Annotated in this window: 14 protein-coding genes; 4 read left to right on the top strand and 10 right to left on the bottom strand. The window is 69.7% G+C overall.

What is annotated here, in order from left to right:
• Nucleotides 1-79: 79 nt before the first annotated feature.
• On the bottom strand, nucleotides 80-343 hold the full coding sequence (locus IEY21_RS10890; protein WP_188904321.1) for an acylphosphatase: 264 nt from the start codon (nucleotides 341-343) through the stop codon (nucleotides 80-82).
• A 258-nt stretch (nucleotides 344-601) separates the two neighbouring features.
• On the opposite strand from IEY21_RS10890, the gene IEY21_RS10895 reads away from it, so the two are divergent.
• Complete coding sequence (locus IEY21_RS10895) at nucleotides 602-10,411, top strand: translocation/assembly module TamB domain-containing protein (protein ID WP_229753039.1); 9,810 nt, start codon at nucleotides 602-604, stop codon at nucleotides 10,409-10,411.
• 90 nt (nucleotides 10,412-10,501) lie between these two features.
• On the opposite strand, the gene IEY21_RS10900 is transcribed toward IEY21_RS10895, so the two are convergent.
• Nucleotides 10,502-10,957 (bottom strand): hypothetical protein, encoded by a 456-nt coding sequence (locus tag IEY21_RS10900; protein WP_188904323.1) that lies wholly within the window; start codon nucleotides 10,955-10,957, stop codon nucleotides 10,502-10,504.
• Between the two features lie 36 nt (nucleotides 10,958-10,993).
• Nucleotides 10,994-13,102 (bottom strand): ABC-F family ATP-binding cassette domain-containing protein, encoded by a 2,109-nt coding sequence (locus tag IEY21_RS10905; RefSeq protein ID WP_188904325.1) that lies wholly within the window; start codon nucleotides 13,100-13,102, stop codon nucleotides 10,994-10,996.
• 138 nt (nucleotides 13,103-13,240) lie between these two features.
• On the opposite strand from IEY21_RS10905, the gene IEY21_RS10910 reads away from it, so the two are divergent.
• Both IEY21_RS10910 and trhO read left to right on the top strand, forming a co-directional pair.
• Nucleotides 13,241-13,708, top strand: a complete 468-nt coding sequence (locus IEY21_RS10910; RefSeq protein WP_229753040.1) for a cupin domain-containing protein — start codon at nucleotides 13,241-13,243, stop codon at nucleotides 13,706-13,708.
• A 69-nt stretch (nucleotides 13,709-13,777) separates the two neighbouring features.
• Nucleotides 13,778-14,695 carry an oxygen-dependent tRNA uridine(34) hydroxylase TrhO gene (gene trhO, locus IEY21_RS10915; RefSeq protein ID WP_188904328.1) on the top strand — a complete coding sequence of 306 codons (918 nt, stop codon included), beginning with the start codon at nucleotides 13,778-13,780 and terminating at the stop codon, nucleotides 14,693-14,695.
• A 21-nt stretch (nucleotides 14,696-14,716) separates the two neighbouring features.
• On the opposite strand, the gene IEY21_RS10920 is transcribed toward trhO, so the two are convergent.
• The 4 genes from IEY21_RS10920 to IEY21_RS10935 form a co-directional block, all read right to left on the bottom strand.
• Nucleotides 14,717-15,520: a class I SAM-dependent methyltransferase gene (locus IEY21_RS10920; protein WP_188904330.1), complete on the bottom strand. Its 804-nt coding sequence runs from the start codon at nucleotides 15,518-15,520 to the stop codon at nucleotides 14,717-14,719.
• A 136-nt stretch (nucleotides 15,521-15,656) separates the two neighbouring features.
• Complete coding sequence (locus IEY21_RS10925; protein WP_188904332.1) at nucleotides 15,657-18,782, bottom strand: DEAD/DEAH box helicase; 3,126 nt, start codon at nucleotides 18,780-18,782, stop codon at nucleotides 15,657-15,659.
• 173 nt (nucleotides 18,783-18,955) lie between these two features.
• Nucleotides 18,956-19,744, bottom strand: a complete 789-nt coding sequence (locus IEY21_RS10930) for a hypothetical protein (protein ID WP_188904334.1) — start codon at nucleotides 19,742-19,744, stop codon at nucleotides 18,956-18,958.
• 24 nt (nucleotides 19,745-19,768) lie between these two features.
• A complete protein-coding gene (locus IEY21_RS10935) occupies nucleotides 19,769-20,170 on the bottom strand; it encodes an MliC family protein (RefSeq protein WP_188904336.1) in 402 nt (133 codons plus the stop codon).
• A 69-nt stretch (nucleotides 20,171-20,239) separates the two neighbouring features.
• Here IEY21_RS10935 and IEY21_RS10940 point away from each other — a divergent pair, with 69 nt between their 5' ends.
• Nucleotides 20,240-20,896 (top strand): DUF1345 domain-containing protein, encoded by a 657-nt coding sequence (locus IEY21_RS10940; protein ID WP_188904338.1) that lies wholly within the window; start codon nucleotides 20,240-20,242, stop codon nucleotides 20,894-20,896.
• Between the two features lie 69 nt (nucleotides 20,897-20,965).
• On the opposite strand, the gene IEY21_RS10945 is transcribed toward IEY21_RS10940, so the two are convergent.
• From IEY21_RS10945 to IEY21_RS10955, 3 genes are all read right to left on the bottom strand, one after another.
• Complete coding sequence (locus IEY21_RS10945; protein WP_188904340.1) at nucleotides 20,966-21,760, bottom strand: FAD binding domain-containing protein; 795 nt, start codon at nucleotides 21,758-21,760, stop codon at nucleotides 20,966-20,968.
• 81 nt (nucleotides 21,761-21,841) lie between these two features.
• Nucleotides 21,842-24,244: a xanthine dehydrogenase family protein molybdopterin-binding subunit gene (locus IEY21_RS10950; RefSeq protein WP_188904342.1), complete on the bottom strand. Its 2,403-nt coding sequence runs from the start codon at nucleotides 24,242-24,244 to the stop codon at nucleotides 21,842-21,844.
• Between the two features lie 87 nt (nucleotides 24,245-24,331).
• Nucleotides 24,332-24,826: a (2Fe-2S)-binding protein gene (locus IEY21_RS10955; RefSeq protein WP_188904344.1), complete on the bottom strand. Its 495-nt coding sequence runs from the start codon at nucleotides 24,824-24,826 to the stop codon at nucleotides 24,332-24,334.
• Between the last annotated feature and the right edge of the window lie 293 nt (nucleotides 24,827-25,119).

A 25,119-nucleotide genomic window follows, 5' to 3' on the forward strand; every position in this document is an offset into this window, starting at 1 on the left:
GCTCCACTGCTCATCGGTCAACTCGTAACGCCGAACCACACGTCATTTTTACACTGCCTCCAGGGTTTGCGGACACACCCTAATAGATATGAAAGTCGCGCAGCCCGGTCGCCTCGCTGTGCTGGGTCTGGACCTCCTGAACGCGGGCGTGGGGTGGCCCGCGCCGCAGCCAGTGCAGCAGGCGGTCGAGGTCGGCCTGTTCGCCCTCGGCGACCACCTCCACCCGGCCATCAAGCAGGTTCTCGGCGTAGCCCTGCAGCTTCAGGTCTCGGGCGTATCTCTGAACGTACCGGCGGTAGCCAACCCCCTGCACGTGGCCGATCACAAGGGCGGTCAGACGCATGGCCCCAGGGTAGCGGCAAAACACGCAGCGGTATGGAAACAAAGCTGACGTTCCGGTGAGCTGTGGCGGGCGCAACTCACGCGCTGGCCCTTAGAATGCGCGTCATGCGGGCGGCGGGCACAGGATGGAAAGTTGGGGCGGCGAACGCATGTGGGTGAGCGTGTGACCGAGGACCCGGCGGCCCTGAACCGTCACCCAGAGGATTCCAGGCACCGGCAGAGACCTCGCGCGGCAGCCACCCGGCGCTGGCCCTGGCTGGTGGTCCCGCTTGTTGTGCTGGCGCTGGTCGTGGTGTTTGCGCCCTCGTTATTCGGCGGCTGGCTGCTGTCCCGCCTGGGACCGGACCTGGGCCTGTCGGCCGGCCGGGTGGCGGGGCCGATCTGGTCGCCCCGGCTGGAGGGCCTCACGCTGCAGCGCCCCGGGGTCAAAGCCCAGGTGGGCCAGGTCGGGGTGGCCGTGCAGGCCTTCGATCCCCTGACAAAAACGCTGCGGCTGGGTCTGCAAGCCCGGAACGCCACCGTTGACCTGCAGCTCAAGGACCTGTTCTCGGAGCTGGAGTCGTCACAGGGTGGCGAGGGTGCGGGCGGCTGGAACGTGACGCTGGGACAACTGGACCTCCGCAACACCCGCGTGAATGTGGACGGCCAGGGAGCCGACCTGCCCGACGCGCAGCTGCGCGTGCAGACGGCCCCCGACGGGACCATCACGGTGCGGGGCCGCACTCCACAGGGCGAGCTGAGCGCAGACGTAACGGTGGGGACCGGAGGCGCCATCGTTGCCGACGTCTCGGCCGATGCCCAGGCCATCAACTTTTACTGGCCGGGCGTGACCTCCGGGCACATCACCGGGCGTTATGTGCTGGGAGACGGCCCGGTGCGCGGCGACCTGAAACTCACCAGCGCGGCCCTGCGGGTTCCGGAGGCCCGCTTCGTCACGGTCACGGACGTTGCGGGCGCAGTCACGCACCGCGGCGACCAGATTGACCTAAAGCTTGCAGGAACCGGCTGGGACGGCCCGGTCACGGCCACAGGACAGGTGGACCTGCAGGCCCAGCACTGGTCGGTCACGGCGGAGGCCTCCCCCACCGTGTCGGGGCTGGCGTGGGCGCTGGATACCACCGGTGACGGCACCCTGAAATTGCAGGTCACGGCGGGCGGCTGGCAGACGGTGGAGGTGGCGGCCCGGGCACAGGGGGCGGGTCAGCTGGCCGGTATTCCCTTCCGCAACGCGCAGGCACGCTACACCTTCTTGCAGAAGGCGCAGGCACAGACCCCGCAGCACAATGATCTGACCTTCAGCGCCGATACCGAACTGGGCGGCTCGCCGCAAAAGCTCGCGGGCAACTGGACCTTTGACCGGGCGGGCGAGGCCACCCTGGCCGGGTCCTTCGGGCAAAAGCCGCTGGACGTGCGCGCCGTGATTGACGCCCAGAACGTGGTCCGCCTGAGCGGCCAGGGACTGGGCGGGCCGCTGAGCGGCACCTTTGACCTGTCCTCCACCCGCCTGGACGCCACCGTGAACCCCCGCTACGGCGCGGCGCAGGCGCAGGTTGCCCTCCGTGGGACCCCCGACGACCTGCGGGCCATTATCACCGATGGCACGGCGGGCCCGTTTCCCCTCTCCGGCGTTGCCCGCCTGAACAGCGCCGGGTTTCAGGCCGACCTGGGCACCGTTCAGCTGGACCTCAACCGCGACTTCCGCGGAAGCTGGACCGCCCGGAGCCTCAGCGGCGCGGGCCTGACCGTCTCGGGTGGGGGCCAGCTGGACCTGACCGGCGGCGACGTGACCGGCACGCTGACGGCCCAGGTGCCGGGTCTGGCGCAGCCCCTGAGCGGGCCGCTGGACGTGAATTACCTCAATCAGCGCGGCACCTTTACCTCAGGCCGGCAGCAGCTGCGCTGGAACGGCGACACCTTTCCCATTACGGCGCGTGGGCTGGAGGTGCTGGGCGGCGTGGAGGTCAGCGGCGACCTGAGCGTGACCACCACCCTCAAGGCCTTTGGCACGCTCACGGCGCGGGGGAACGGCTTCAACGTGACCGCGCAGGGCCGCGGCACCCGGGCCAGTCTGCGCGGCAGCGTGGGCGGCGTGAGCGTGCTCGCCGACGCCAACCTGCGCGAGCCCTACACCACCACCGCCCGCATTCAGGGAGCCGACATCCAGGGCACCCTGAGCGCCGCCGATAATGGCGTCCGCTTCAGCCTGACCACCGCCGGCCAGACGGCGCGCGGAACGATTGATGGCCAGGATGTGACCGCCCGCGGGCGCGTGAATCTGGCGGCGCTGCGCCCCCTGCTTCAGCTGCCCGGCCTGTCGGGAACGCTGGACCTGAACCTCGCAGGACAGGGCGGAAGCGCTCAGGTGAACGCGGACGTGGACGGAGCCAGCGTAACCGGCACCCTGACCCGCGCGGCCGGGCAGGTGAATGCCAATCTGCAGGCCGGGTACGCCGGAGCCACCGCCCGCCTGAACGGGCAGGTCTTCCCCCGGGTCGATACCACGGGCACCCTGACGGCCCAGGGGCAGACGTTGAATGCAGTGGTTCGCGGCCCCTATGACGCGCTGCGCGCCCAGGTAACAGGCCGCACCGGGACACTGACCTTCAGCGGCGTGACCCTGCCGGCGCAGGCGGTGAACCTGCGTGCCGTCCTGACGCCACAACTGGACGTGGAGGGCACCTGGGGCGACCTGGATGTCACCTACAGCGGTGCCACGAACCTGCTGCGGGCGGTGGGGACCCAGGCGCTGAGCGCCTTTGGGCAGACGGGCAGCGTGCAGGGCCGCGCCACCTGGGGCCCGGGCCCGGACGGCACCTTCCGGGGCGCGGTGGCCGCCAGCGGCGAGCTCGATCCGTACACGCTGGCCCTGAACGGCCCGTGGAGCGACCTGAATGTGGTGTTCACGGGCCAGGGGGGGCTGCGTGCCCAAGGCACCGCGTCGTTGCCAGAAGGCCGCTATGACGTCAACGTGCGCGGGCCCCTGCCGAACGGACTGTTCGTGGAGGGCCGGGTGCAGGGACGCGGCAGCGACCCCCAGGGACAGGTCACGCTGCGCGACGCGAACGGCGGCGCGGCCCGCGTGGCGCTGCGCGGCCTGACGGATTTTGACGTGCAGGCGCAGGGGCTGACGGTGGCCGGACAGCAGGTGGTGGGCGACCTGAAGGCCACCGCCGGCGTCCTGAGCGGAACCCTGCGCGCCGGCCCCCTGACGGTCAACGCCCGCAACGGACGGGTCAGCGCGCAGGGCGAGGTCGCCGGCCAGCGCATCAGCGCCACCGGGCGGCTGACCCTTCCCGCCACCCTGGACGACCTGAAGCTCGACGTGAGCGGGCCGTACTTCACGGCCACCGCCCGCGGCACGGCAGATACGCTGCGCGGACAGGTCACCCTCCAGCCCCAGACCCTGGGTGAGGCCCCCCTCACGCTGAGCGTGCCCCAGCAGAGCTTTCCGCTGAGTGCCTCGCTGACCGGGACGCGGGCGACGGTGGGCGGACTGACCTACGCGGGCGGAAGGTGGAGCGGCGCACTCGACGCCCGGTACGCCGTGTCCGGCACCGCGGGCACGGTCCGGCTGACCGGCGCGGACCAGACCCTGACCGCGCAGCCGTCCGGACCCCTGGGCGGCCGCGTGCAGCTGTGGCCGCAGGTGGGGGGCACCCTGACGGCCAGCCTCGCTCCCGCCGCAGCCCTGTTGCCCGACGCCCTGCGCGCAGAGGTCGTGCCGGGCGTGCTCGTCGCCGACCTCACGAACACGGGCGCGGCCCTGAGCATGCGCGGCAGCCGGTATCTGGGCGAAGCGCTGAGCCTGGACGCCCGCGTCCTCTGGCAGGGCCGCGTGAGCGCGTCCGGCACGCTGGACCATCCCTCCTTCCGCCTGCCGGTGGTCTACGACGGACAGACCCTGACCGTGCGGGGCGCCGCGCTGGACGCCCGCGCCCTCGGTCCGCTGCTGAGCGGCTCGCTGGCCGACCTGACGGGCCGCGCCACGCTGGACCTGAGTGTGCCGGGGCTGGACCCCGCGCAGGCCAGCGGACGGGCGCAGCTGGACCTCCGTGCCGGTGGGCAGCGCGCGGCGGGCCGCGTTACCCTGTCGCGCGGACAGCTGGGGGCCGACCTGAACAGCACCCTGGCGGGCATGAACCTGCGCGTGCGCGGTCCCCTGTATCCCCGTGCCGACGCCACCCTGACGCTGGATGACCTGCGTGCCACGCTGACCGGGCGCGCGTCCGACACCTTGAGCCTGAGCGCCAGCGGCAGCTATGCCGGGCGGCCCGTCACCCTGAATGCCACCGGCACTGCCCTGACCGGCCGCGCGGCCGCGGCGCAGCTGGACGCCACAGCCGCGGGAGCCGCCGTGAATGTGACCCTGAACCGGGGAGCGGGCACCGGCCTGGCGGCCTGGCAGGTGGCCGGCCGCGCCAGCGTGCCCGACCTGAGTGCCGTGCTGAACGCCGGGGCAAGCGGCAGTGTTACCGCCGCCATAGACGGCACGCTGGCCGAGATACGTCTGGACACCTCCGGAACGGTGGCGGGCGTGCGGTTCCAGGCTCCGGCCTCGTTCGCAGACGGGGTGCTGCGCCTGCAGAACGCCTCGGCCACGCTGCCCCAGGGCACGCTGCGGGCAAGCGGGCCGGTCTTCCCCGAACTGAAGTTGAGCGCCAGGGCCACCGTCACCGACGTGCTGCCGGGCGAGTACACCGCACAGGTCGGCGGCAGCTTTGCGCGGCCCGACGTTCAGGTGCAGGGCGTCCTGACCGACGGTAAACGCGGCCTTCAGGCGGGCGGATCGCGCCTGAGCGCGCGGCTGTTCGGACCCGACTGGAAGGTCGGGCTGAGCGGCGAAAAGCTCGCGGGTTCAGCGCGTGGGCAGCTCGGCGCAAACGCACTGGGCGGTCTGCTGACGTCTACCCTGACCCTGCACACCCGCTTCCTGGGCGGCGCGGCCGAGGCCCCGTACAGCGTGCGGCTGGACGGCACCCCCGGCTGGAAGACCCGCGGCGGATTCTCGGGCACCCTGCGCGTGGTCGGCGACGTGCCCGGAGGACCGCTGGACGCTGTACTGGACGGCGCAGGAGATCTGAAGGTGGCCGCCCTGGTCGGCACAGGCGCGCAGCAGGCCCGCGTGACCGGCACCCTGCCCGCCGGCCTGCCGTTTGCGCCGGGCGGCCAGGTAACATTGCAGGCCTTCGACGTGGCCGCGCTATGGGGCCGCCCCGGGCAGCTGCAAGTGACGGGCGCAGCCACCCTGGGCGGCGCGTCGTGGAGTGCGCTGCAGGCCGACTTTGCGGGGCAGCTGGAGGACCGGGGCGGTGAGCTGGGCGGCGAGCTGCGGGCCTCCTACGGCGCCGGAAATGCCGACGTGGGCCTGCAGGGTCCGGCAGTGACGGGCCGCGGCACCCTGACCGACGGACGCTACGCCCTCACCCTGAAGGCAAACACCCTGCGCGTGGCCCGGCTGCTGCCGCGCGGGCTGGAGGTGGACGCCCTGACCTTTGCCGGCCGCGTGGCCCTGGCCGGCACCCTGGCCGGCGGCCCCGAACAGCTGAACGTACAGAACGTGGCCCTCAAGGGACAGCAGGCGCAGACCGGGCCGTTCAGCGTGTACGGCAACGCCACCTATCTGCGGCAGCGGGGGCAGCCCGACGCGCTGCAGGCCGACCTCAGCGGCAGCCTGCGCGGCGGCGTGCTGCGCGCCCAGGGCCAGTTGCCGCAGGGGGTGCGCGTCACGGTGAGCGGTCTGGGCACCGCGGGTCTGGCCCCGGCGCTGGGCCAGGGCACTCTCGGCGCGGACCTCACGCTGCGCGGCGCGGTGGCCGATCCGGTGTTCAGCGGCTCGGTCACGGCCCGGACCACCGCCGTGGACGCGCTGGTCACCCTTTCCGGGCGGGCGCGCGATCCCCGGGCCCAGCTGCGCGCCCAGTTGCTGGGTGCGGCGGGCGGCACGCTGTATGCGGATGCCCAGGACCTCGACCTGACGGCGGGCACGGTGAGGACCCGGGTGTATGGCACGGTCCGGAGCGGCGGCACCGCGGCGACCGTGGACCTGCGGGGCATGTGGCCGCAACTCGCCGGCAGCGTGCGCGCCACCCTGGCGGGCCTGGACACGCCCGTGACCCTCAGCGGCGACGGACGCGGCGGCTACCTGCTGGACGGCGGCGCACTGGGCACGGGCCGCCTGAGCCTGAGTGGAGGCCAGGGCTTTGTGCCCCGGTTGACCGGTACTGCAACGGTCACGCCTTTGCCGCTGGTGAACGGAACGGGGGAACTGACCATCGCGGCGACGCTGGCCGGTGACCTGACGGCCCCGAGCGTCGCGGCCAGCGTGACCTCGCGCGGGGCCACCGCCTACGGAGTAACGCTGGCAGACACGCGCGGACAGCTGGGCGGCACGCTGGGTACCCTGAACGGCACGCTGAGTCAGGCCGGACAGCCGGTGGCGGCGCTGAATGGAACCCAGATCGACCTGAGCGGCCTGCGCCTGGACGCGGCCGGCAGCACGGTGCGTGTCGGCGGGGCTGCGAACCTGGGGGGGACGGCCGACCTTAGCCTCGCGGCGAGCGGCACCCTGGACGGCACCGTGCGTGCCCGCTACCGCGCCCGCTCGCTGGCGCTGAGTGGACAGCTCGCCGGACCACAGCAGCTGGCCGCAGCGCTGGACCTGCGCGCCGACGCCCTTACCGGCTGGCACGGCGGCGTGCGGGTAACGGGCGGACCCGCACTGGGCGGCAGCGGCGACGTGCTGACCGCCCCGGGCGTGCTGAACGTGTCCGGCCCGCTGGCGCACCCGCTGCTGCGGGGCACCGCGGGCCTGCTGGGCGCGGAGGCACGCATCGTGGCGGCCCCCACCGGCGTGCAGCTGCGCCTGACAGACGGCCCCGGCGCGACGGCCAGCGGGGCTGTGGGCGTGCGTCCCGGCCCGGCGGGCGACTGGGCCTGGAGCGGTGCCGTGAGCCTGACCCGCCCGGAACTCAGCCTGAGCGTGACCCCCAGCGGCCCCCTGGCCGACCCCCAGCTGCTGCTGAGTGTGCGCCGCGGAGAATGGCGGGCCAGCGGCGCGGCCACGCTGGACAGCGCCGACCTGCGCGTCAGCGACGGCGAGAAGGACGGCACACTGCGCTGGCAGGCGGGAGAGCTCAGTGCGTCCCTGCCGGGTCTGCAACTCGCCCGCCTGAACATTCCCGGCGTAAACGGGGTCCTGAATGCCAGCGGCACGCTGCGCACCGACACCCAGAACGGGCAGTTGACGCTGCGGGTCACGGACCTCGCCTCTCCCTACGAGGTGCCGTATCTGGGCGTCGCGCTCTCGGGCGACGCCAGCGCGGACGTGACCCTGCGCGGCGGGCGGCCCAGCGTGCAGGGCGAGGTACGCCTGGCGGCTGGCACGCTGCAACTCAGCGCTGCGCAGGGCCAGCAGAGCTGGTCGGGCCGGGTCAGCGGCAGCCTGCGGCGGGAAGCAGGCGTGCTGAACCTGGATGTTGGCGCGGACGGCCGCGGCCTGACTGGCACCGTGCAGGCGCAGGACTATCCGCTGGACCTCGCCGGACAGTCGCTGAAGGTGGCGGGCACCGTGACGCTCGCCGAACAGACCTTTGCAGCCAGCCTCACGGCCCGCAACGCCATGGGCGGCGTCAGTGCGGACGCCTCGGGAAGCCTGGGGGACCTGCTGCCCGGCGCTGCTGATGCGCTGGCACTGACGCCCACCGGTGAGGGCTACCGCGTGCGCGCGGTGCTCGACGACCTGGAGGTCCGCAACCTGAAGGTCGCCCCTGACCTGTCCGGGCGCATCAGCGGCGAGGCGAACCTGCGCGACGGCGGCGGCACCTTCGTGCTGCGCTCGGCGGCCCTACAGGTCGGCCCCCGGACACTGCCCGCCCGCCTGGAAGGCACGCTGGTAGACGGCAGCTGGCGCATCCGGGGCTTCCTGGGCGAATCGGATTTCACGGCCGGGCTCAACACCACCGGCCCCGGCAGCGGCGAGGTCTTCGGCCAGGGCACGCTGCGTGCGCTGCCCATCGGGGCGCTGCTGGGAGCGTATACCGGGACCACACCGGGCGAGGGCGTCGTGACCGGGGTGGCGCGCTTCCGCTTTCCGCTGAGCGATCCGCCCGCAGGCAACGCCACCGTGGTTGCCGAGCGCATCCGGGTTAGCGCGACCAGCGGCGAGGGCAGCGCGGCCGTCACCGAGGTCCTGACCGGGAGCGGCACCCTGGACTACGCGCAGCGCGAACTCCGGACCATGAACATTCAGCTCTCGGGAGCGGGCACCTGGGACGTGCGCGGCCAGTACACCCGCGAGCGCGTGGACCTGACCGCCCAGTTCACCAACACCACCTTCACCCCGGTGCTGCGGCTCATTCCCGGCCTTGCCGAGTTGAATCCCAGCCTGCGCGGCAGCCTGACCCTCAGCGCCGCCGGCACCTATGATCGTCCGCGTGCGGGGCTGCGGGTCCAGAATGTCACCGGCAGCGTGGCGGGCCTGAGCCTAGAAATTCCCACCTTCACGGGCGACCTGCCCGACAGCGGCGCCTTCACCGCCCGCGGCCGGGTTCTGACCGGCGGCACCGTGGGCACCAACGGCACGCTGGAACTCAGCGGACAGCTCACCCTGGGCAAGCTCAGCGCCACGCGGCTGGCCTTCAGTGGCCTGCTCGCTCCGCAGGGGCTGGGGGCGCTGCCCGGCACCACGGCGACCCTGATCCAGACCGGCGACGTGTGGACCCTGGACGCCCAAAGCCGCAGCACCAACCCCACGAGCGGCGCGGGCACCCTGCGTCTGAGCGGACAGCTCAGCCCCACCTGGGACCTGACCCTGACCGCCCGCAACTACAACCTGCCCCTGACCGTGATCTATGGCCGCGAGAGCGCCCTGAACGCCGATCTGCGTGCGGTGGACGACGGCACGGTGATCCGCGTGAGCGGGGCGGCGGACTTTGCGCGCCTCACGCTGGGCCGCGCCGATGCCAGCGCCGCCACCATTCCCATGCCCGGCCAGAGCAACGGCCAGCCCCTGAACGGCGACCCCAGCGGCAGCGGGCGCACCACCGACAGCTATGTCAGCCCGCTGCCCGAGATCTACACGACCTTTCCGCCGCCCCCCAGCGCCCAGGCCTCCGGGGAAACAGACGGCGCGGCCCCCCGGCCCGCCCGCCCCCTGCTCGACCGCCTGATCTTCGAGAACGTGCCCATCCGCGCGCCGGGCGGCATCCGGATCGACGAGAACCTGGTGCGCGCCGAGTTCAGCGGCGGCCTGGTCCTCTCGGGCAGCGGCTCACAGCCCCGGCTGACCGGCGAGGTGCGCTCGCAGCGCGGATTCATCTATCTGCGCGAGAACGAGTTCACGCTGGCCGACAGCACCGTGACCTTTGGCGGGGACGGTCTGTTCCCGGCCTTCAACATCACGGCGAACGGTCAGGTCCAGGCGGTGACCACCCGCCAGCGCGTGCCGGTCACGGTGAACCTGCGCGGTGAGTTCGTGACCCGCGCGGACGGTCAGGCGGCCCTGAACCTGAACACGACCCTGCGCTGCACGGCGGAGGGCAACGCCTGCCGCGACCCCGACACCGCACAGAACTACAGCGAACCCGAGCTGTACGCCCTGGTCGCCACCGGGGTGCCCAACCTGAACGCCCTGCCCGGCAACCTGGGTGCCCTGGGCAGCAGCGCCCTGCAGACCGCGCTGAATGTCTTCGTGCTGGGCGAGGTCGAGCGCACCATCGCCAACGCATTTGGTCTGGACGTGTTCCGCCTGACGCCCCGGCTGTCGGCCGAGGACGGCTCGCTGGGCGCGACACTGACCTTCGGATCGTACCTGACCCGCGACCTGTACCTGCAGTATCAGGTGGACCTGAACGGCAAGGGTCTGCTCGACGCCACCTACAGCACCCCCGACGACCGCTTTACCTTCCGGGTCAGCACGCCCCTGAGCGGGCTGGATCTGGAAAGCCTGCGCCCCAGCTTCAGCGCCGGGTACAACATCAATCCGCGCACCAACCTCAGCATCGGCGTGCAGAACACCGATACCAGCACCCGACTGCGCCTGGGAGTGACCTACCGGATCGGGGGCAAGTAAGGGCAGCAGGGATTTCGGTCTTCTGTCCGCCTGCCGCCATAAACGCAAAGGGCCGCCCATAGAGGGCGGCCCCCGAGCATGTTCGGGCGCTTAGCGGCTGACGCTCACGCTGGCGCGGGGTTCCAGGGCGTAGAAGGCGACCAGGGCCACCAGGGTGCCCACCCAGCCGGGAGCGCTGCCCAGTTCCAGCTCGAAGGGACGGCCCAGCACGGTGCTGCCCAGCTGTCCGGAGAGGTGTTCGCCGTTTTGCTGCGCGACCACATTCCAGCCGACGATGGGCTCGCCCATGAAGCCGGTCACACGGTCCACACCGCGCAGGGTCAGCTTCTGGCTGCCCACGTTGCCCTTGAGTTCGCCGCCATCGAGCTCGATCTTGACGGGGTCGTTGCCGACGCTGCCCTGCACGCCGCGCTCGGTGATTTCCAGATCGATGTCTTTGCCGTGCAGCTTGCCGCCCGCCCGGCCCCTGATGGTGTCGCCGTCGATGGTGCAGCGGATGTCATATCCGTCTGCGCCGCCGAGACGTCCTTTGATGAGGTCTTCCATGCGCGGAAGTATAGCGGGCGGGGGATGACTGTGGGCTCAGGCCTGGGGACCGGCAGGCGGCCGGACCAGACCCACCCGCTCGAAGTAATGCCGCCGGGTCAGCGTGGGGCCGTCCTCACCCAGCTGCACGCGCCCCACGTTCCAGCGCTCGAAGAGGAGGCGCAGGCTGCCGCCGAGCAGCGCCGCGCCGTACCACGCCTGGGACGGTACGGCGCTCCAGCGCAGCACCGTACCGTCCCAGGCGAGGTGGGGACAGCCCTCGTCCCGCGCGGCCCAGAACATGCCGCCCACCTCGCCCAGCCGCTGGGCACGCACGGTCAAGGGGGGCTCGCGCACCTGGGCGTCGTACTGCGGCGAGGCGAAGGCCTCGGCATACAGGTCATACAGGTGGTGTTGCAGCGTGTGCGCCTGGGCACGCAGCCGCGCTTCCTCCCGACCGCTGAGGCCCCCCGGAGTGGAATCCAGCGCCCGGCGCAGCTCGGCCAGTTGATTTTCGATGTGCACCAGCTGTTGCCGGGCCCCCGGGCGGGGTGGGGGCGGCGGCGGGTCACCCTGCAGGTGACGGGCCGGGTCGCGGTACTCGCGGCTGCCCCAGCCGGCCACCTCACGCAGCTGGGCGTCCTCGATGACCCACAGGCGGTTGGCGACCTCCCGCGCAAAACGGCGGTCATGTGTAACGATCACCACCGCGCCGCCGTAGGCCTGCACGGCGGCCTCCAGCGCATCCAGGGCGTCCACATCCAGGTGGTTGGTCGGCTCGTCCAGCAGCAGCAGGTCGGCACGCAGGGCGCTGACCAGAGCCAGTCCTGCCCGCGCCCGCTCGCCCCCCGAGAGTTCGCGCGGCGTCTTGGCCCAATCGGCGGCCCCGAAGCCCGCGCGGCCCAGCAGGGCGTTTGTCTGCGCCCCGAAACGCCGCTCGAATTGTGCGCGCAGGCCCTCGCCGGGCAGCATGCCATGCCAGGTCTGGTCCAGACTCGCCACCGTTACGCCACCGGCCACCCGCAGCACCGCTTCCTCTGAACCGGAGTCCCCGCCCGCCGCATCCGGGTGGTCCTCGCCCGAGAGCAGCCGCATCAGGGTGGTCTTGCCGGTGCCGTTTGCACCCATCAGGGCCACCCGGTCGCCCTGGCGTAGCTTGAAGGCCACCCCGGACAGCACGTTGTGCCCGCCGTAGGACTTGGACAGGTGTTCGCCCCAGGCCACCAGCGGAGCGCGGGCCGTCCCCGCGAGCAGACGCATACGCAACTGCCGTTCGGGCAGGGGCGCTTCGGTGACGGTCAGGCGCTCCACGCGGGACTTGAGGCCGCGCGAGCGGCGGCCCCAGCGGTCCAGTTGCTCCACACTGCCCACCAGCCGCCGCCCCTCCTGCTCGCCCAGCCGCGCGGCCCGCTGCTGCGTGCGCCGCTCCAGCTCCCGCTGCGCCCGTGCCCGCGTGTAGCCGCCCGGATACGCGCGGGCCTCCCCCCCTTCCAGCCAGACGCTGCGTCCGGCCACCGCGTCCAGAAAGTCGCGGTCGTGGCTGGTCAGGACCACGCCGCCCCGGAAATCGCGCAGCCAGCCCTCCAGCCACTCGCGCATACGGATGTCGAGGTGGTTGGTGGGTTCGTCCAGCAGCAGCAGGTCCGGTTCGCGGGCCAGGGCCAGGGCTAGGGCCAGCCGGGTGCGCTCACCGCCCGAGAGGGTCGCCGCCTCGCGGTGCAGGAAGCGCGTCAGGTCCAGCATGCCCAGCACGCGGGCCACCCGCGCGGGCCAGGCGTGGGCCTGGGCGTCCATTAGGCGGGTGTGCAGCTCGGTCCACGCGCTCAGCACCGCCGGATCACCCAGATCCGCTTCCAGCGCAAGCAACTCGGTTTCGGCCTCGCGGTAGGGGTGCGCGGCGTCCACCAGCGCGCGCACGCTCAGGCCCGCAGCGTGGGCGTGCTGCTGTTCCAGCACCGCCAGACGCAGATGGCCAGCCCGCCACACGCTGCCCTCTTCCGGCACCCGTTCGCCGGTGAGCACCCGCAACAGCGTGGTCTTGCCCGCGCCGTTGCGGCCCAGCAGCGCCACCCGCTCTCCGTCCGAAACGCTCAGCGACACGTCCCGCAACACCGCGCGCTCCGCAAAGGACACGGACACGTTCTCGGCAGTCAGCAGGGTGGACACGGACCGGAGGCTAGCAGAGGGGACGGCCGGGACGGTATGCCGCTTCACGCTCTCCCCGCCTGCCCGTTTTACTGGCATTTATGATGGAGTTCCCCCCACCGCGCCGCCCCCGGATTCAGGGGGATTATGGAGGTCAACATGTCGGCACCTTCAGCACAGCAGCTCTGGTTCCTCGACACCCTGGTCACCATTCGCCTGCCGGGCTCTGCCGGGCCCGACGGCATCACCGTTATGGAACACCATGCTCCCCACGGCGATTCCCCGCCCCTGCACATTCACCGGCGTGAGGATGAAGTGTTCCACGTTCTGGACGGAGTACTGCGGCTGCGCAGCGGCGACGATGACATGCGCCTGGAGGCGGGCAGCACATTCCTGGCCGCGCAAGGCAACGCCCACACCTACCGCGTGGAGAGTGCCGGGGGCGCACGCTGGCTGACCATCACCCGGGGCGGCGATTTCGAGCGGTTCGTGCGCGCGCTGGGCCGACCCGCCCAACGCGCGGAACTGCCCCCACCCTCCGGCCCGCCCACTCCGGAAGCGGCCAGCGCCCTGGCAGACGTTGCCCGGCAACACGGCGTGGACCTCGTGGGTCCTCCCCTGTCCTGAGTTCCCGGCGGGATCTCTATACTGCGGGCACTGCCCCGCCGGTCTGCCGCGCCGGGTACCCCGCACACCATGACCCACTGCCTGCCTCTTCCCCCCACCTGCCCGCCCCCAGACGGCTGGACTGTTCTGGCGCTGTACCAGTTCCGCTCTCTCTCCGACCCCGCCCACCTGCGGCAGGAACTGCTGGACCTCGGCGGGCGCGTGGGCCTGTGCGGCACGCTCATCGTGGCTCCAGAGGGCATCAACGGCACGGTGGCCGGTTCGCGGACGGCGATAGACGGCCTGCTCGCCCACCTGAGAGCGGTGGGTTTCGACCGGATGGAGGCCAAGGAGTCACTCAGCCGCGAGCGGCCCTTCAAACGCTTCAAGGTGCGGCTCAAGCGCGAGATCGTGACCCTGGGCGTTCCCGTGGAGCCGACCTCGCAGGCCGGGCAGTACGTGGAGGCCGCAGACTGGAACGCGCTGCTCGCCGCAGAGGACGTGGTGGTGGTGGACACCCGCAACCGCTACGAGGTCAAGGCCGGCACCTTCGAGGGAGCGCTGAACCCGCAGATTGACAGCTTCCGCGAGTTTCCGGCGTGGCTGGACGCCCACGCCGATGAACTGGCCGGCAAACGGGTCGCCATGTTCTGCACCGGGGGCATCCGCTGCGAGAAGAGCACCAGCCTGCTGCGCTCGCGCGGCTTTCAGGACGTGCTGCACCTCAGGGGCGGCATCCTGAAGTATCTGGAGGAGGTTCCCGAGGAGCGCAGCCGCTGGCACGGCGAGTGTTTTGTGTTCGATGGCCGGGTGACGGTGGGCCACGGCCTGCGCGAGGGCGGGGCCGAGATGTGCCATTCGTGCGGCTGGCCGCTGGGCTCCGAGGAACGGGCGCACTCCCACTACGAGGAGGGCGTGAGCTGCCCACACTGTTTTGAGGCGACCACGGACGCCCAGAAGACGGCGTTCCGCGACCGCCAGCGCATGTACGACGCGCGCGAAGGGTAAGCCCCCCGTACGGTCCCGGCGCTACACCGTTACCGTTCCCCGCACCGCCCAGGCCCGCGCGCTCAGGGCAATGGGCCCCGCCGGGTCCGGAGCGAGGCGGGCCTGCAGATGCGCGCGGATCTGCTCACGCACCGGGTCTTCCACCCCCGCGAGGTAGGTCGGGGCTGCTCCCTGCCCGCCCAGAAAGGGCGCCCAGTAGTCCTCGAAGTCCCGGAAGACGGTGGGGATGTCGATGGCCCGCACCTGCACTGCCTTCAGGCCCTGCGCCTGCCACAGACCGGCCAGGGCCTCGGGCTGGCACAGGGGAAAGCGGTGTGACTCGTCCAGATGCGCGTCCTGCGGGCGAACGGCCATCGCCACGTCCCAGAAGACCCGCATCATCGCCATGCCCTCCGCGTAATCCCAGACGTAGGCCGCCACGGTTCCGCCGGCTTTCGTGACCCGGACCATCTCGCGCAGCATGGCGACGTGGTCGGGCACGAAGTTCATCACCAGCCCTGAGACGGCGGCGTCGAAGGTGGCCGGGTCAAGGGGCAGGGCCGTGGCGTCCCCGATTTCAAAACGCGCCCGGCCATCCCCGATGCGCTCCCGCGCCGCCCCGACGAAGCCCCCGGACCGGTCAATGCCCACCACCAACGCCGGGGCGCACGCGGCCAGGACACGGCTGCTCAGCGCGCCGGTCCCACACCCGATGTCCACCCAGGCCCGCCCCTGCGGAACCTGTAGCCAGCCCAGGAAGTCCCGCGCCACCAACCGGCTCCAGCGGCCCACGTAGCGTTCGTACGCCTCAGCATCACCCCAGCGGTCGTGCGGCACCTCGCCCATATGTGGCCTCCTCTGTTCGGGACCCGGTCCGGTTTCCGGGAAAGAGACAGGTGGTGGCTCCAGTGTAGGCCCCGTGAATGGCCGCACGCCAGAAGCGGGCCGGAGCCTGCCCTGGGGTTCAGGAATACCCCTGGACTTACCCGAAGTAGCCCAGCAGCTCGATGACCATGCGGGCATAGTCATCCGGTTTGATGCCGCGTTTGTCCATTTTCACGCTGGGCGGAAAGACCTGCACCTCTGTTCTGTGCGGAAAGCGCCGCAGTCCAGCCGCGTCATAGTCCAGCGCCTTGTAGGCAAAGGTCACCTGCAACTCGGTCATGGTTTCGCCGATGCTCAGCACCCGTTTGGCCGCCGCCGTCAGCCGCAGCTTGGCGAGGTCGATGAAGTTCTGGACGTCGGGACTGGGCAGACCGTACTTCTTGCGCAGGTCACGCTCCACCCGGCTGACCGCCTGCAGGGTGCGCGCCTCCGACAGGCGGCCATAGGTAGCAATCCGCGCCTCGTCGTCGCCGCCGAAGTACTCGGGGGTCAGGCGGGCGTTGATGGGCAGGTCAATGGAGATACTGACGGGCGGCTGAATCTTCTCGCCCTTGAGCCGCGCCACCGCCTCCGAGAGCATCTCGGTGTACACGTCGATGGACACGGCCTGTACGTGCCCGTGCTGCTCCTCACCCAGGATGTTGCCCACCCCACGGATCTCCATGTCCTTCTCGGCGAGCAGGTGCCCGGAGCCCAGGTCCTGCAGGTCGGCGATGGCCCACAGGCGGCGCTGCGCGGTCTCGGTCATGCGCGGCGGGTAGAACAGGTAGGCGTAGGCGGTCTGGGCCCGGCGGCCCACCCGGCCCCGCAACTGGTACAGCTGCGCGAGGCCCAGCCGGTCCGAGCGCTCGATCAGGATGGTGTTCGCCTCGGGTATGTCCAGCCCCGTCTCGACGATGGTGGTGGAGAGCAGCACGTCGAAGGCCCCCTGCTCGAAGCCCAGCATGATCTCCTCGAGTTCCTCCTCGTTCATGCGGCCGTGCGCCACGCCGATGCGGGCCTCGGGAACCAGGTTGCGCAGGTACAGGCTGCGCGCCCCGATGGAGGCGATGCGGTCGTGGATGTAGAAAACCTTGCCGCCGCGCTCGATCTCGCTGATGATCGCGTCGCGCACCGTCACCGGATCGAAGGGGGCCAGGATGGTCTGGATGGGCTTGCGGCCCTTGGGCGGGGTCTGGATGCTGCTCATGTCGCGCAGGCCCACCATGCTCATGTACAGCGTGCGTGGAATCGGCGTGGCCGACAGCGCCAGGGTGTCCACCGCCTTGACGCCCTCGGGCACCTCCAGCTTGCCGTCGGTCATGGCGGGCAGGCCACGCAGCGCCCGCAGCTTTTCCTTCTGCGACACGCCGAAGCGGTGCTCCTCATCCACGATGATCAGGCCCAGGTTCTTGAACTCGATGTCGCCGCTCAGCAGGCGGTGCGTGCCGATCAGGATGTCCACCTTGCCGGCAGCGAGGTCGCGCAGGATGTTCTTCGCCTGCTTGTCGCCGGTAAAGCGCGACAGGCCCTCCACCCGCACCGGCAGGTTTTTAAAGCGCTCCACGAAGGTGGAGGTGTGCTGCTCGGCGAGCAGGGTGGTGGGCACGAGGACAGCGACCTGCATGCCGTGCCCCACCACACGGTGCGCGGCGCGCAGGGCCACCTCGGTCTTGCCGAAACCCACGTCGCCGGAGATCAGGCGGTCGGCGGGGTTGGACCGTTCCAGATCCTTGAGGGTCTCCTTGAGGGCCGTGCGCTGGTCGCCGGTCAGCTCAAACTGGAAGTTCTGCTCGATCTGCGCTTCCCACTCGGGCAGCGGCCCGAAGGTGTTGCCCGGCGTGACCTGCCGCGCCGCGTACTGCACGAGCAGCTTGGCCGCCACCTCCTCGGCGTTCTTGCGGGCCTTGTCCTTGGCCTTGGCCCAGTCCTTCTTGTCAAAGCTGCTCAGCACGGGCGGGTCGTCGGTGGTGCCGGGGTGGCGGCGCAGCACCGGCAACTGCTCAATGGGCACGCTCAGGCGCGCGCCCTTGCGGTATTCCAGGTTCAGGTAATCGCGGGTCACGCCCAGAACCGTGCGCGTCTCCAGGCCCTGAAACTGCCCGATACCGTGTTCCGGGTGAATCAGGTAGTCGCCCACGTGCAGGCCCAGGGCATCGGTGACCGGGCGCCCGGAAAGCCGCTTGCCCCGCAGAGCCGAGCCACCCTGAAAACCGTAGATCAGGTCCTCGGTGATGACCACGGTGCGGTGTTCGGGAATAACGAAGCCGCCCTCGCCCCCGGCCCGCAGGAAGCCCAGACCGCCCTCCTCCACGCGCGGCAGCTTGAGCCACGGAATCTCGTGGGTGTTCAGCAGTTTGTCGGCCAGATACGCCGCCGTGCGGTCATGGCGCACCAGGATCAGCACCCGGTAGCCTGCCCCCCGCCACTCGGTCACATCGTGTTCCAGATCGCTCAGGCGGGCGCGGTAGAACGGCAGGGTTTCCAGGCCAGTGTGCAGGTCCGGCAGCTCGATGGGCGCGCGGCCAAAGCTGGTGACCTCGCGCCCGGTCAGCCGGGGCCACAGCGTGTCGGTCAGTACGCCCAGGCTGGAGGCATAGAACTCCGGCGAATCCAGAAACACGCGGCCCGGCAACAGGTCCAGCCGGGTGGCGTCCCACTTCACCTCGGTGAGGTAGTCGGCGGTCGGCTCCAGCGCAAAAGCCTGGGCCTTCTCGCCGTTCAGTTCGCCGGGGGCGAGCAGGCGCAGGGTATCCAGTTCGTCGCCGAAGAACTCGGCGCGCACCCACAGGTCACCGTCGGCGTCGGCGGGACGACCCGCGCCGGGAGACAGGCGCAGTTCCAGCGTGTCGCCGCGCAGCTCGTAACCGGGTTCCTCGCCGCGCTCGTAGCCCAGCCGCTCCAGGCGGGACAGCAGCGCCTCACGCGGGTAGCTGCTGCCCACACGCAGGCTCAGGGCATGGTCCTCCGGGCGAGAGGGAAACAGGTCCAGCGCCGTGTTCACGTCCAGCACCACATGCTCGTGCCGGGTGTCCCAGTCGCGCAGACCCGGATTCACCGACACCGGCGCACCCAGCGCCCCCGCCGAGGCGTAGTTGCCGATACGGTCCGGCGTGGTCAGCAGCACTGCCGGCCCCGGAAAGGCCGCGAACAGCGCCGCACGCGCCACCTGCGGAAGCAGCAGCAGGTTTCCGGGCGGGGCAGCGGGCAGCAGTTTGGACAGGTTGGGCGCGGCGACAGTCACGCGCAAGATTGTACGCGGGAGAGGCGAAGGGGAGGGGAAGCGATGGAACGTTATGAAAGCTGACTCTGCCTTTAGGAACGGCCTGAACAGTCGGAGGTCATCTCATCGATCTCAATATGCATTCCTGATAAGAATGTACACATCTGAAGACATCCCTCCTTAACTCCAGGCCCTTACTTCACACCTCCTGGGCGAAAGAATGCGAACTGGTAGGTGCCATTGGCCCGCTCTTCAAGATCGGTCACCGTGCCCCTGGGATTCAGGGCGATGGTCGGGCCATCCGCATTCCGGCCGGTGGTGTAGTACAGCCCTCCAAAGCCCCGCAAAGGACCTGAGACAAAAGTCAGGCGTTTGCTCGACGCACTGTAGGTGTACTCGCCCCACTCGTTGTCCCGGACCCGATAGCGTTTGGCATCCACTAAAGAAAACCGATACTGATAGGCGAGGCCCCCAGGTCCATTCCACTGGTAGACGGCGTATTCGCCCATGGGTGGGTTGACAGGCAACGGCGTAGATCTGGAAGCGGCAGCCGACTGCCGTGCTGGTGAAGCCGCAGAGGGTGCCGGGGAGGTACGGGCAGACGATGGACCCGCCTGTGGCGTCTGGACAGCCGTACCCTGAATGGAAATGGTGGTGCGCGCCTGGACCACGTTCATTGCGCTCATATAACGAAGATGCACTTCATACTGGCCGGCTGGAACACCTCGAAACTGGATGAGGCCCTCGGGATCAGATTGGAGGTAAGCAGTTTGAATCACGGTTCTGGGAGCGCCTGTGTTCACCAGTTCCAGATAGCGGGGGCCTCCTACAACGTGATCCAGCGGAACACCTGTGAACCGCACCGTCATAACTTCTCCAGATCGGTATGATGCCTGACCTGCCGCCAGCTTCTGAGCGCTGCCGCAACTGCTCAGGATGGCGACGACGATGAATATCAGCGCGGCCCGGGGATGGCGTGGCATGGTGCCCTCAGTGTATGTCCCAGCTCACCCCGCCTTGCAATCCGTCAGCAGGCCTCGGGGGGTCGCCATGCCGTCCACAAAGGTGCTGAGCGTTGCCTCTCCGGCATGTTCCCACCATTCCAGACCGCCGCGTGCCCCCACCGGGCCAGCCAGGGCCGCGTAGCGTGCGCCGCTGGCGCTGAGGGCCGGGGCCAGCCCGTACTGCCCACCGTTCCAGTTCAGGACGGCGAAGGTGGGGCCGTCTGCGCCGTAGTTCAGGTAGGTCACGCTGATTTTCTGCCCCGCGCCGCAGGTGTACTGCAGGGTGCGGAAGGTGGTCGGAGCAGGCCGGGTGGCCTGGGGCACCACGTTGGCCTGTACCAGAGCCGCGCCGGCCAGGGTGGCGCTCAGGGCCAGGAGGGCGGCGGTACGCAGGTGACCATTCATGCCCAGATGGTAGGCCGCGAATCTGTCGCATTCCTGACGACGCCGGGGGCGGGAGCGTAAGCTCTGCGCATGACCACCGCCGAGCGCGTTCCGCACGCCGTTTTTCGCCCGCTGCTGGGGGCGGTGGTGGGCGCGGGGGTGGGCCTGCTGACGCCCGCCGCGTGGCCCTGGGAGGCGCGGGTGCTCGTGGGCTGGGTGGCCTTCTGCGCGGCGGTGCTTGGACAGCTGTGGCCGCTGCTCGGCTCGGCCACGCCACAGCGGACGCGGGCGCTGGCCCTGCGCGAGGACGACACACGGGCGCTGGCGGGCGGCCTCACCCTGACGGCGGCGCTGGTCAGCTTGGTGGGCGTGATCTTCACGCTGCATCAGGCCAGCGGCGAGAAGGGCCCAGGTTCCATCGCCCTGACCGCGCTGGCCGTACTCACGGTGGCAGCCTCATGGCTGCTCGTCCACACCGAGTATGTGCTGCATTACGCGCGGCTGTTCTACACGGGCGGCGGCGGGGTTGCCTTTCCCAGGGAACCGGACGGCACGCTGGACGACCCCGACTACCGCGACTTCGCGTACCTGTCCTTCACCATCGGCATGACCTTTCAGGTCAGCGACACCGCCGTCACCTCACGGGCCTTCCGGCGGCTGCTGCTGGGGCACGCCGTGCTGTCCTACGTGTTCGGAACGGTTATCGTGGCCGTGACGATCAACGGGGTGGCGGGGCTGATCGGATAACGGCGGTCGCCGGGGACCACGGAAAAGTCCTCCCCGGTCAGGAGAGGACTCTGAGGGAAAGAACGGCGCCTAACCCAGTCTTGCCGCTGCCCGCCCCGAAAGCACGTCCACGAGGTGCGCGCGGTATTCGGCGCTGGCGAACCGGTCGCCCAGCAGGTCTGCGCCGTCCACCAGCCCGGTCCCGGCCTCCTGGCCTCCGTTCAGACGTTCTTCCAGCTTGTTCAGCCGCAGCGCCGTCTCGGCCGCGCCCGTGAAAGCTGCCCGGATCTGCCCGTCGGCGTGGCGGGCCAGCGCCACCCCCACGATGGCGTAGTGGCTGGCCGGGTGACGGTATTTCTCGTACACGCTCGCGCTGATTCCCTTCGGAATGCGGATGTGGGTCAGCAGTTCGCCCGGCTGCACGGCGCTCTCGAACATGCCCACAAACATGTCGTCGGCCCCCACGGTCCGCTCACCGCCCAGACCGCGAATCACAAACTCTGCGCCCACGGCCAGCGCCGCCGCCGGGTAGTCCGCGCTGGGATCGGCGTGGGCCATCGAGCCGCCAATGGTTCCCCGGTTGCGCACCATCGGGTCTCCGACCCAGCCCGCCACCTCGGGAAAGAGGGGCAGATCGCTGCGCAGCACCTCGGCGTGTGTCGTCATGGCGCCGACCACGTAGAACCCCCCGTCCTCCTTGATGCCCTTCAACTCGTCCAGGCCAAAGATATCGAGCAGGGCGGGCGGCTGGGCGAGCCGCAGCTTCATGGCGGGCAGTAGGGAATGTCCGCCCGCGATGACCTTGAGGTCGGGGTTGTCGGCCATGGCCCTGAGCGCGTCCTCCACACTGGCCGCCTTCTGGTAATCAAAATTGACTGGATACATGTTCCCTCCGGGGGAAAAGTGGTGAAGCGGAGGTGGACGGTGGTGGCCTGCATCCGGCCCGCCTGGTCCATCCTCCGGACCTCAGTCGTCGGCAGCCTGGCCCATCTCGCCGCGTGCCTCACGAATGGCCTTCCAGACCTTCTCGGCGGTGTAGGGCATGTCCAGATGCTCAATGCCGCACTCCTGCCACAACGCGTCCAGCACGGCGTTGGCGACGGCGGAGCTGCTGGCGATGGTTCCGGCCTCACCGATGCCCTTCACCCCCAGTGGGTTGTGGGGGCTGGGGGTCACGGTGTGGTCAATCTGGTACATCGGCAGGTCATCGGCGCGGGGCATGGTGTACTCCATGTACGATCCGGAAAGCAGGTTGCCCTCCTCGTCATAGGCCCCCTCCTCCCACAGCGCCTGCCCGGCACCCTGGGCGATGCCTCCGTGGACCTGTCCCTCGGCGATCAGCGGGTTGATCAGGGGACCGCAGTCATCGACGCAGCCGTAGTTGCGCAGTTCCACCTTGCCGGTGTCGGTATCGATTTCCACCACCGCAACGTGCGTGCCAAACGGATACACGAAGTTCTTGGGGTCGTAGAAGGCGGTGGCCTCCAGCCCCGGCTCCATGCCGTCGGGCAGGCTGTGGGCCAGGTGGGCCATCAGGGCCACATCGAAGAAGGTCTTGGCCTGGTCCGGCGCACCCTTGATGCGGAACACGCCGTCCGCGTGCTCCACGTCCTCCTCCGAGGCTTCCAGCAGGTGGGCGGCGATCTTTTTGGCCTTGGCCGTGATCTTCTGCAGGGCCACCTTAAGGGCGCTGCCCCCCACCGCCGCCGAGCGGCTGCCGTAGGTGCCCCAGCCGTAGGGCATGCGGCCCGTGTCGCCGTGAACGAGGTCAATGTCCTCGATAGGGATTTGCAGTTCATCGGCGGCAATCTGCGGAAAGGCCGTCTCGTGGCCCTGCCCGTGGCTGTGCGATCCGGTGAACAGTTCCACCTTGCCGGTGGGGTACACGCGCACCAAACTCGATTCCCACTGCCCGGCCTGCGCGCCGAGCTGCCCCACCAGGGCCGACGGCGCGAGCCCGCAGGCTTCCAGGTAGCTGATGACGCCCACGCCCAGAATCTTGTTGCCGCCCTTCATGCGTGCCTGCTCGGCGCGCAGTTCGGGGTACTTCATCATGTTCAGGGCCATGTCGAGGGCAGGCTCATAGTTGCCGCTGTCGTAGACCAGGGCCACCGGCGTCTGGTACGGAAACTCATCCGGCTGAATAAAGTTCTTGCGGCGGAACTCGGCGGGATCCTCGCCCAGCGCGTGGGCCATGGCGTCCACCGTGCGCTCGACGGCGTAGGTGGCCTCGGGGCGGCCCGCACCGCGGTAGGCGTCCACCGGCACGGTGTTCGTCATGACGCCCTGCACCTTGACGTGGACGGCGGGCAGCTTGTACACCCCGTTGCACAGCGTGCCGTACAGGTAGGTGGGCACGGCGGGCGCGAACAGGGTCTGGTACGCCCCCAGGTTCGCCAGGGTATTGACCCGGAAGGCGAGCATCTTACCGTTCTCGTCCACAGCCATCTCGGTCTCGGTTTCATGGTCGCGGCCCTGCATGTCGCTGACAAAGGCCTCGCTGCGCCGCGCCGTCCACTTCACCGGTCGGCCCAGCGTGCGGGCGGCCAGCAGCACAATGACCTCTTCCTGGTACTGAAAGATCTTGGACCCGAAGCCCCCGCCCACGTCCGGGCTGATCACGCGCAGCTTGTGTTCGGGAATGTTCATGACGAACGCGGCCAGGATCAGGCGGTGGATGTGCGGGTTCTGCGAGGTGGTGTACAGCAGGTACTCGCCGCTGGCCGGCGTGAACTGGGCCAGCGAGGCGCGCGGCTCAATGGCATTGGGAATCAGGCGCTGGTTGGTGAGCCGGAGTTTGACCGTTTTGTGGGCGCGGTTAAAACCCTCCTGCACGGCCACCGGATCACCGATTTCCCAGTTGAAGGCCACGTTGCCCGGCACGTCGTCGTGGACCACAGGTGCTCCCTCCGCGACGGCGGCGCCCGCAAAGGCCACCGACGGCAGGGGCTCGTAATCCACTTCCAGCAGCGCGGCGGCGTCCTCGGCCAGGGCGCGGTTCTCGGCCACCACCACCGCCACGATGTCGCCGACGTGGTTGGCCTCATCCAGCGCAATAGCGGGGTGCGCCGGCGTCTTGAGTTCAGGCAGCAGCCAGCCAACCGGAATGCTGCCGATGCCCGCGTCCTTGATGTCCTGGCCGGTCATGACCGCCACCACACCGGGCATGCCCGTCACACTGTCCTTGTTGATGCCGGTGATCTTCGCGTGCGGGTACGGGCTGCGGACCATGGCCGCGTGCAGCATGCCCGGCAGCACGATGTCATCGGTGTAGTTGCCCGCACCGGTGATGAAGCGGGGGTCTTCCTTGCGCTTGAGGGCCTGACCGAAATACTTGTCGCTGCGGGAGTCGCCTGGGTTGCTGGTCATCTTGTTGCCTCCGGGGGGAGGCGGTGCGCGGCGCGGCGCGGTCTATTACGTCTCGATTTCGCGTCCGGCGTCCGGCGTACCGCGTCCTTAGTCGTCCGCTGCCTGCCTGCCCTGCTCGCCGCCCGCCATCATGCCCGCCGCGTGCTGCACGGCCTTGACGATGTTGTGATACCCGGTGCAGCGGCAGTAGTTGCCCTCCAGGTGGTAACGGATCTCTTCCTCGCTGGGGTCGGGGTTGTGTTTCAGGAGTTCGGCGGCGCTCATGATCATTCCGGGAGTGCAAAAGCCGCACTGCAATCCGTGCTGCTCCCAGAAACCGGTCTGCAGGGGGTGCAGGTCGGCGGGCGTGCCCAGGCCCTCGATGGTCGTGACCGACAGGCCATCGGCCTGAACGGCGAGCACCGTGCAGCTCTTGACCGCCTGCCCGTCCACATGCACGGTGCAGGCCCCGCACTGGCTGGTGTCGCAGCCGACGTGCGTGCCCGTCAGGTTGAGGTCCTCTCGCAGAAAATGGACGAGGAGGGTTCTCGGCTCCACGTCGCGGGTATAGGGTTTGCCGTTCACGGTCATGGTCACTTGCATGGATGCCTCCCGGTCTGGGGCGAACTGGCTGCGTGGCGGGACGTCGGGCGGGGTGCAGGTCTCAATCTCTACCTCGAAAAAGTACGTCGGAAGCGAGCTGGGAAACGGCGAACCGGCCGTCTTCTGCTGGGCGAAACGAAACGCGGACGCCGCAGCGTTCCGTCTGGGTTGTCTGACCAGCGACATTCAAACACAAATTGGCAGCGGCGCGGTGTAATTCATACTGAAATGTTCTCCAGAGCAGTTTTGGCCGCATCCCTCTGGCCGGACCGTTCCCCCTGACCGAGGTGGAG

Source organism: Deinococcus aerophilus, assembly GCF_014647075.1.
In the GTDB taxonomy this organism is placed as follows: Bacteria; Deinococcota; Deinococci; order Deinococcales; family Deinococcaceae; genus Deinococcus; species Deinococcus aerophilus.

Bases quoted from the DNA above. Each gene is read 5' to 3' on its own strand.
- IEY21_RS10910 (WP_229753040.1), top strand. From the start codon at position 13,241: ATGTCGGCACCTTCAGCACAGCAGCTCTGGTTCCTCGACACCCTGGTC.
- trhO (WP_188904328.1), top strand. From the start codon at position 13,778: ATGACCCACTGCCTGCCTCTTCCCCCCACCTGCCCGCCCCCAGACGGC.
- IEY21_RS10890 (WP_188904321.1), bottom strand. From the start codon at position 343: ATGCGTCTGACCGCCCTTGTGATCGGCCACGTGCAGGGGGTTGGCTAC.
- IEY21_RS10955 (WP_188904344.1), bottom strand. From the start codon at position 24,826: ATGCAAGTGACCATGACCGTGAACGGCAAACCCTATACCCGCGACGTG.
- IEY21_RS10920 (WP_188904330.1), bottom strand. From the start codon at position 15,520: ATGGGCGAGGTGCCGCACGACCGCTGGGGTGATGCTGAGGCGTACGAA.
- IEY21_RS10940 (WP_188904338.1), top strand. From the start codon at position 20,240: ATGACCACCGCCGAGCGCGTTCCGCACGCCGTTTTTCGCCCGCTGCTG.
- IEY21_RS10930 (WP_188904334.1), bottom strand. From the start codon at position 19,744: ATGCCACGCCATCCCCGGGCCGCGCTGATATTCATCGTCGTCGCCATC.
- IEY21_RS10950 (WP_188904342.1), bottom strand. From the start codon at position 24,244: ATGACCAGCAACCCAGGCGACTCCCGCAGCGACAAGTATTTCGGTCAG.
- IEY21_RS10945 (WP_188904340.1), bottom strand. From the start codon at position 21,760: ATGTATCCAGTCAATTTTGATTACCAGAAGGCGGCCAGTGTGGAGGAC.
- IEY21_RS10900 (WP_188904323.1), bottom strand. From the start codon at position 10,957: ATGGAAGACCTCATCAAAGGACGTCTCGGCGGCGCAGACGGATATGAC.
- IEY21_RS10935 (WP_188904336.1), bottom strand. From the start codon at position 20,170: ATGAATGGTCACCTGCGTACCGCCGCCCTCCTGGCCCTGAGCGCCACC.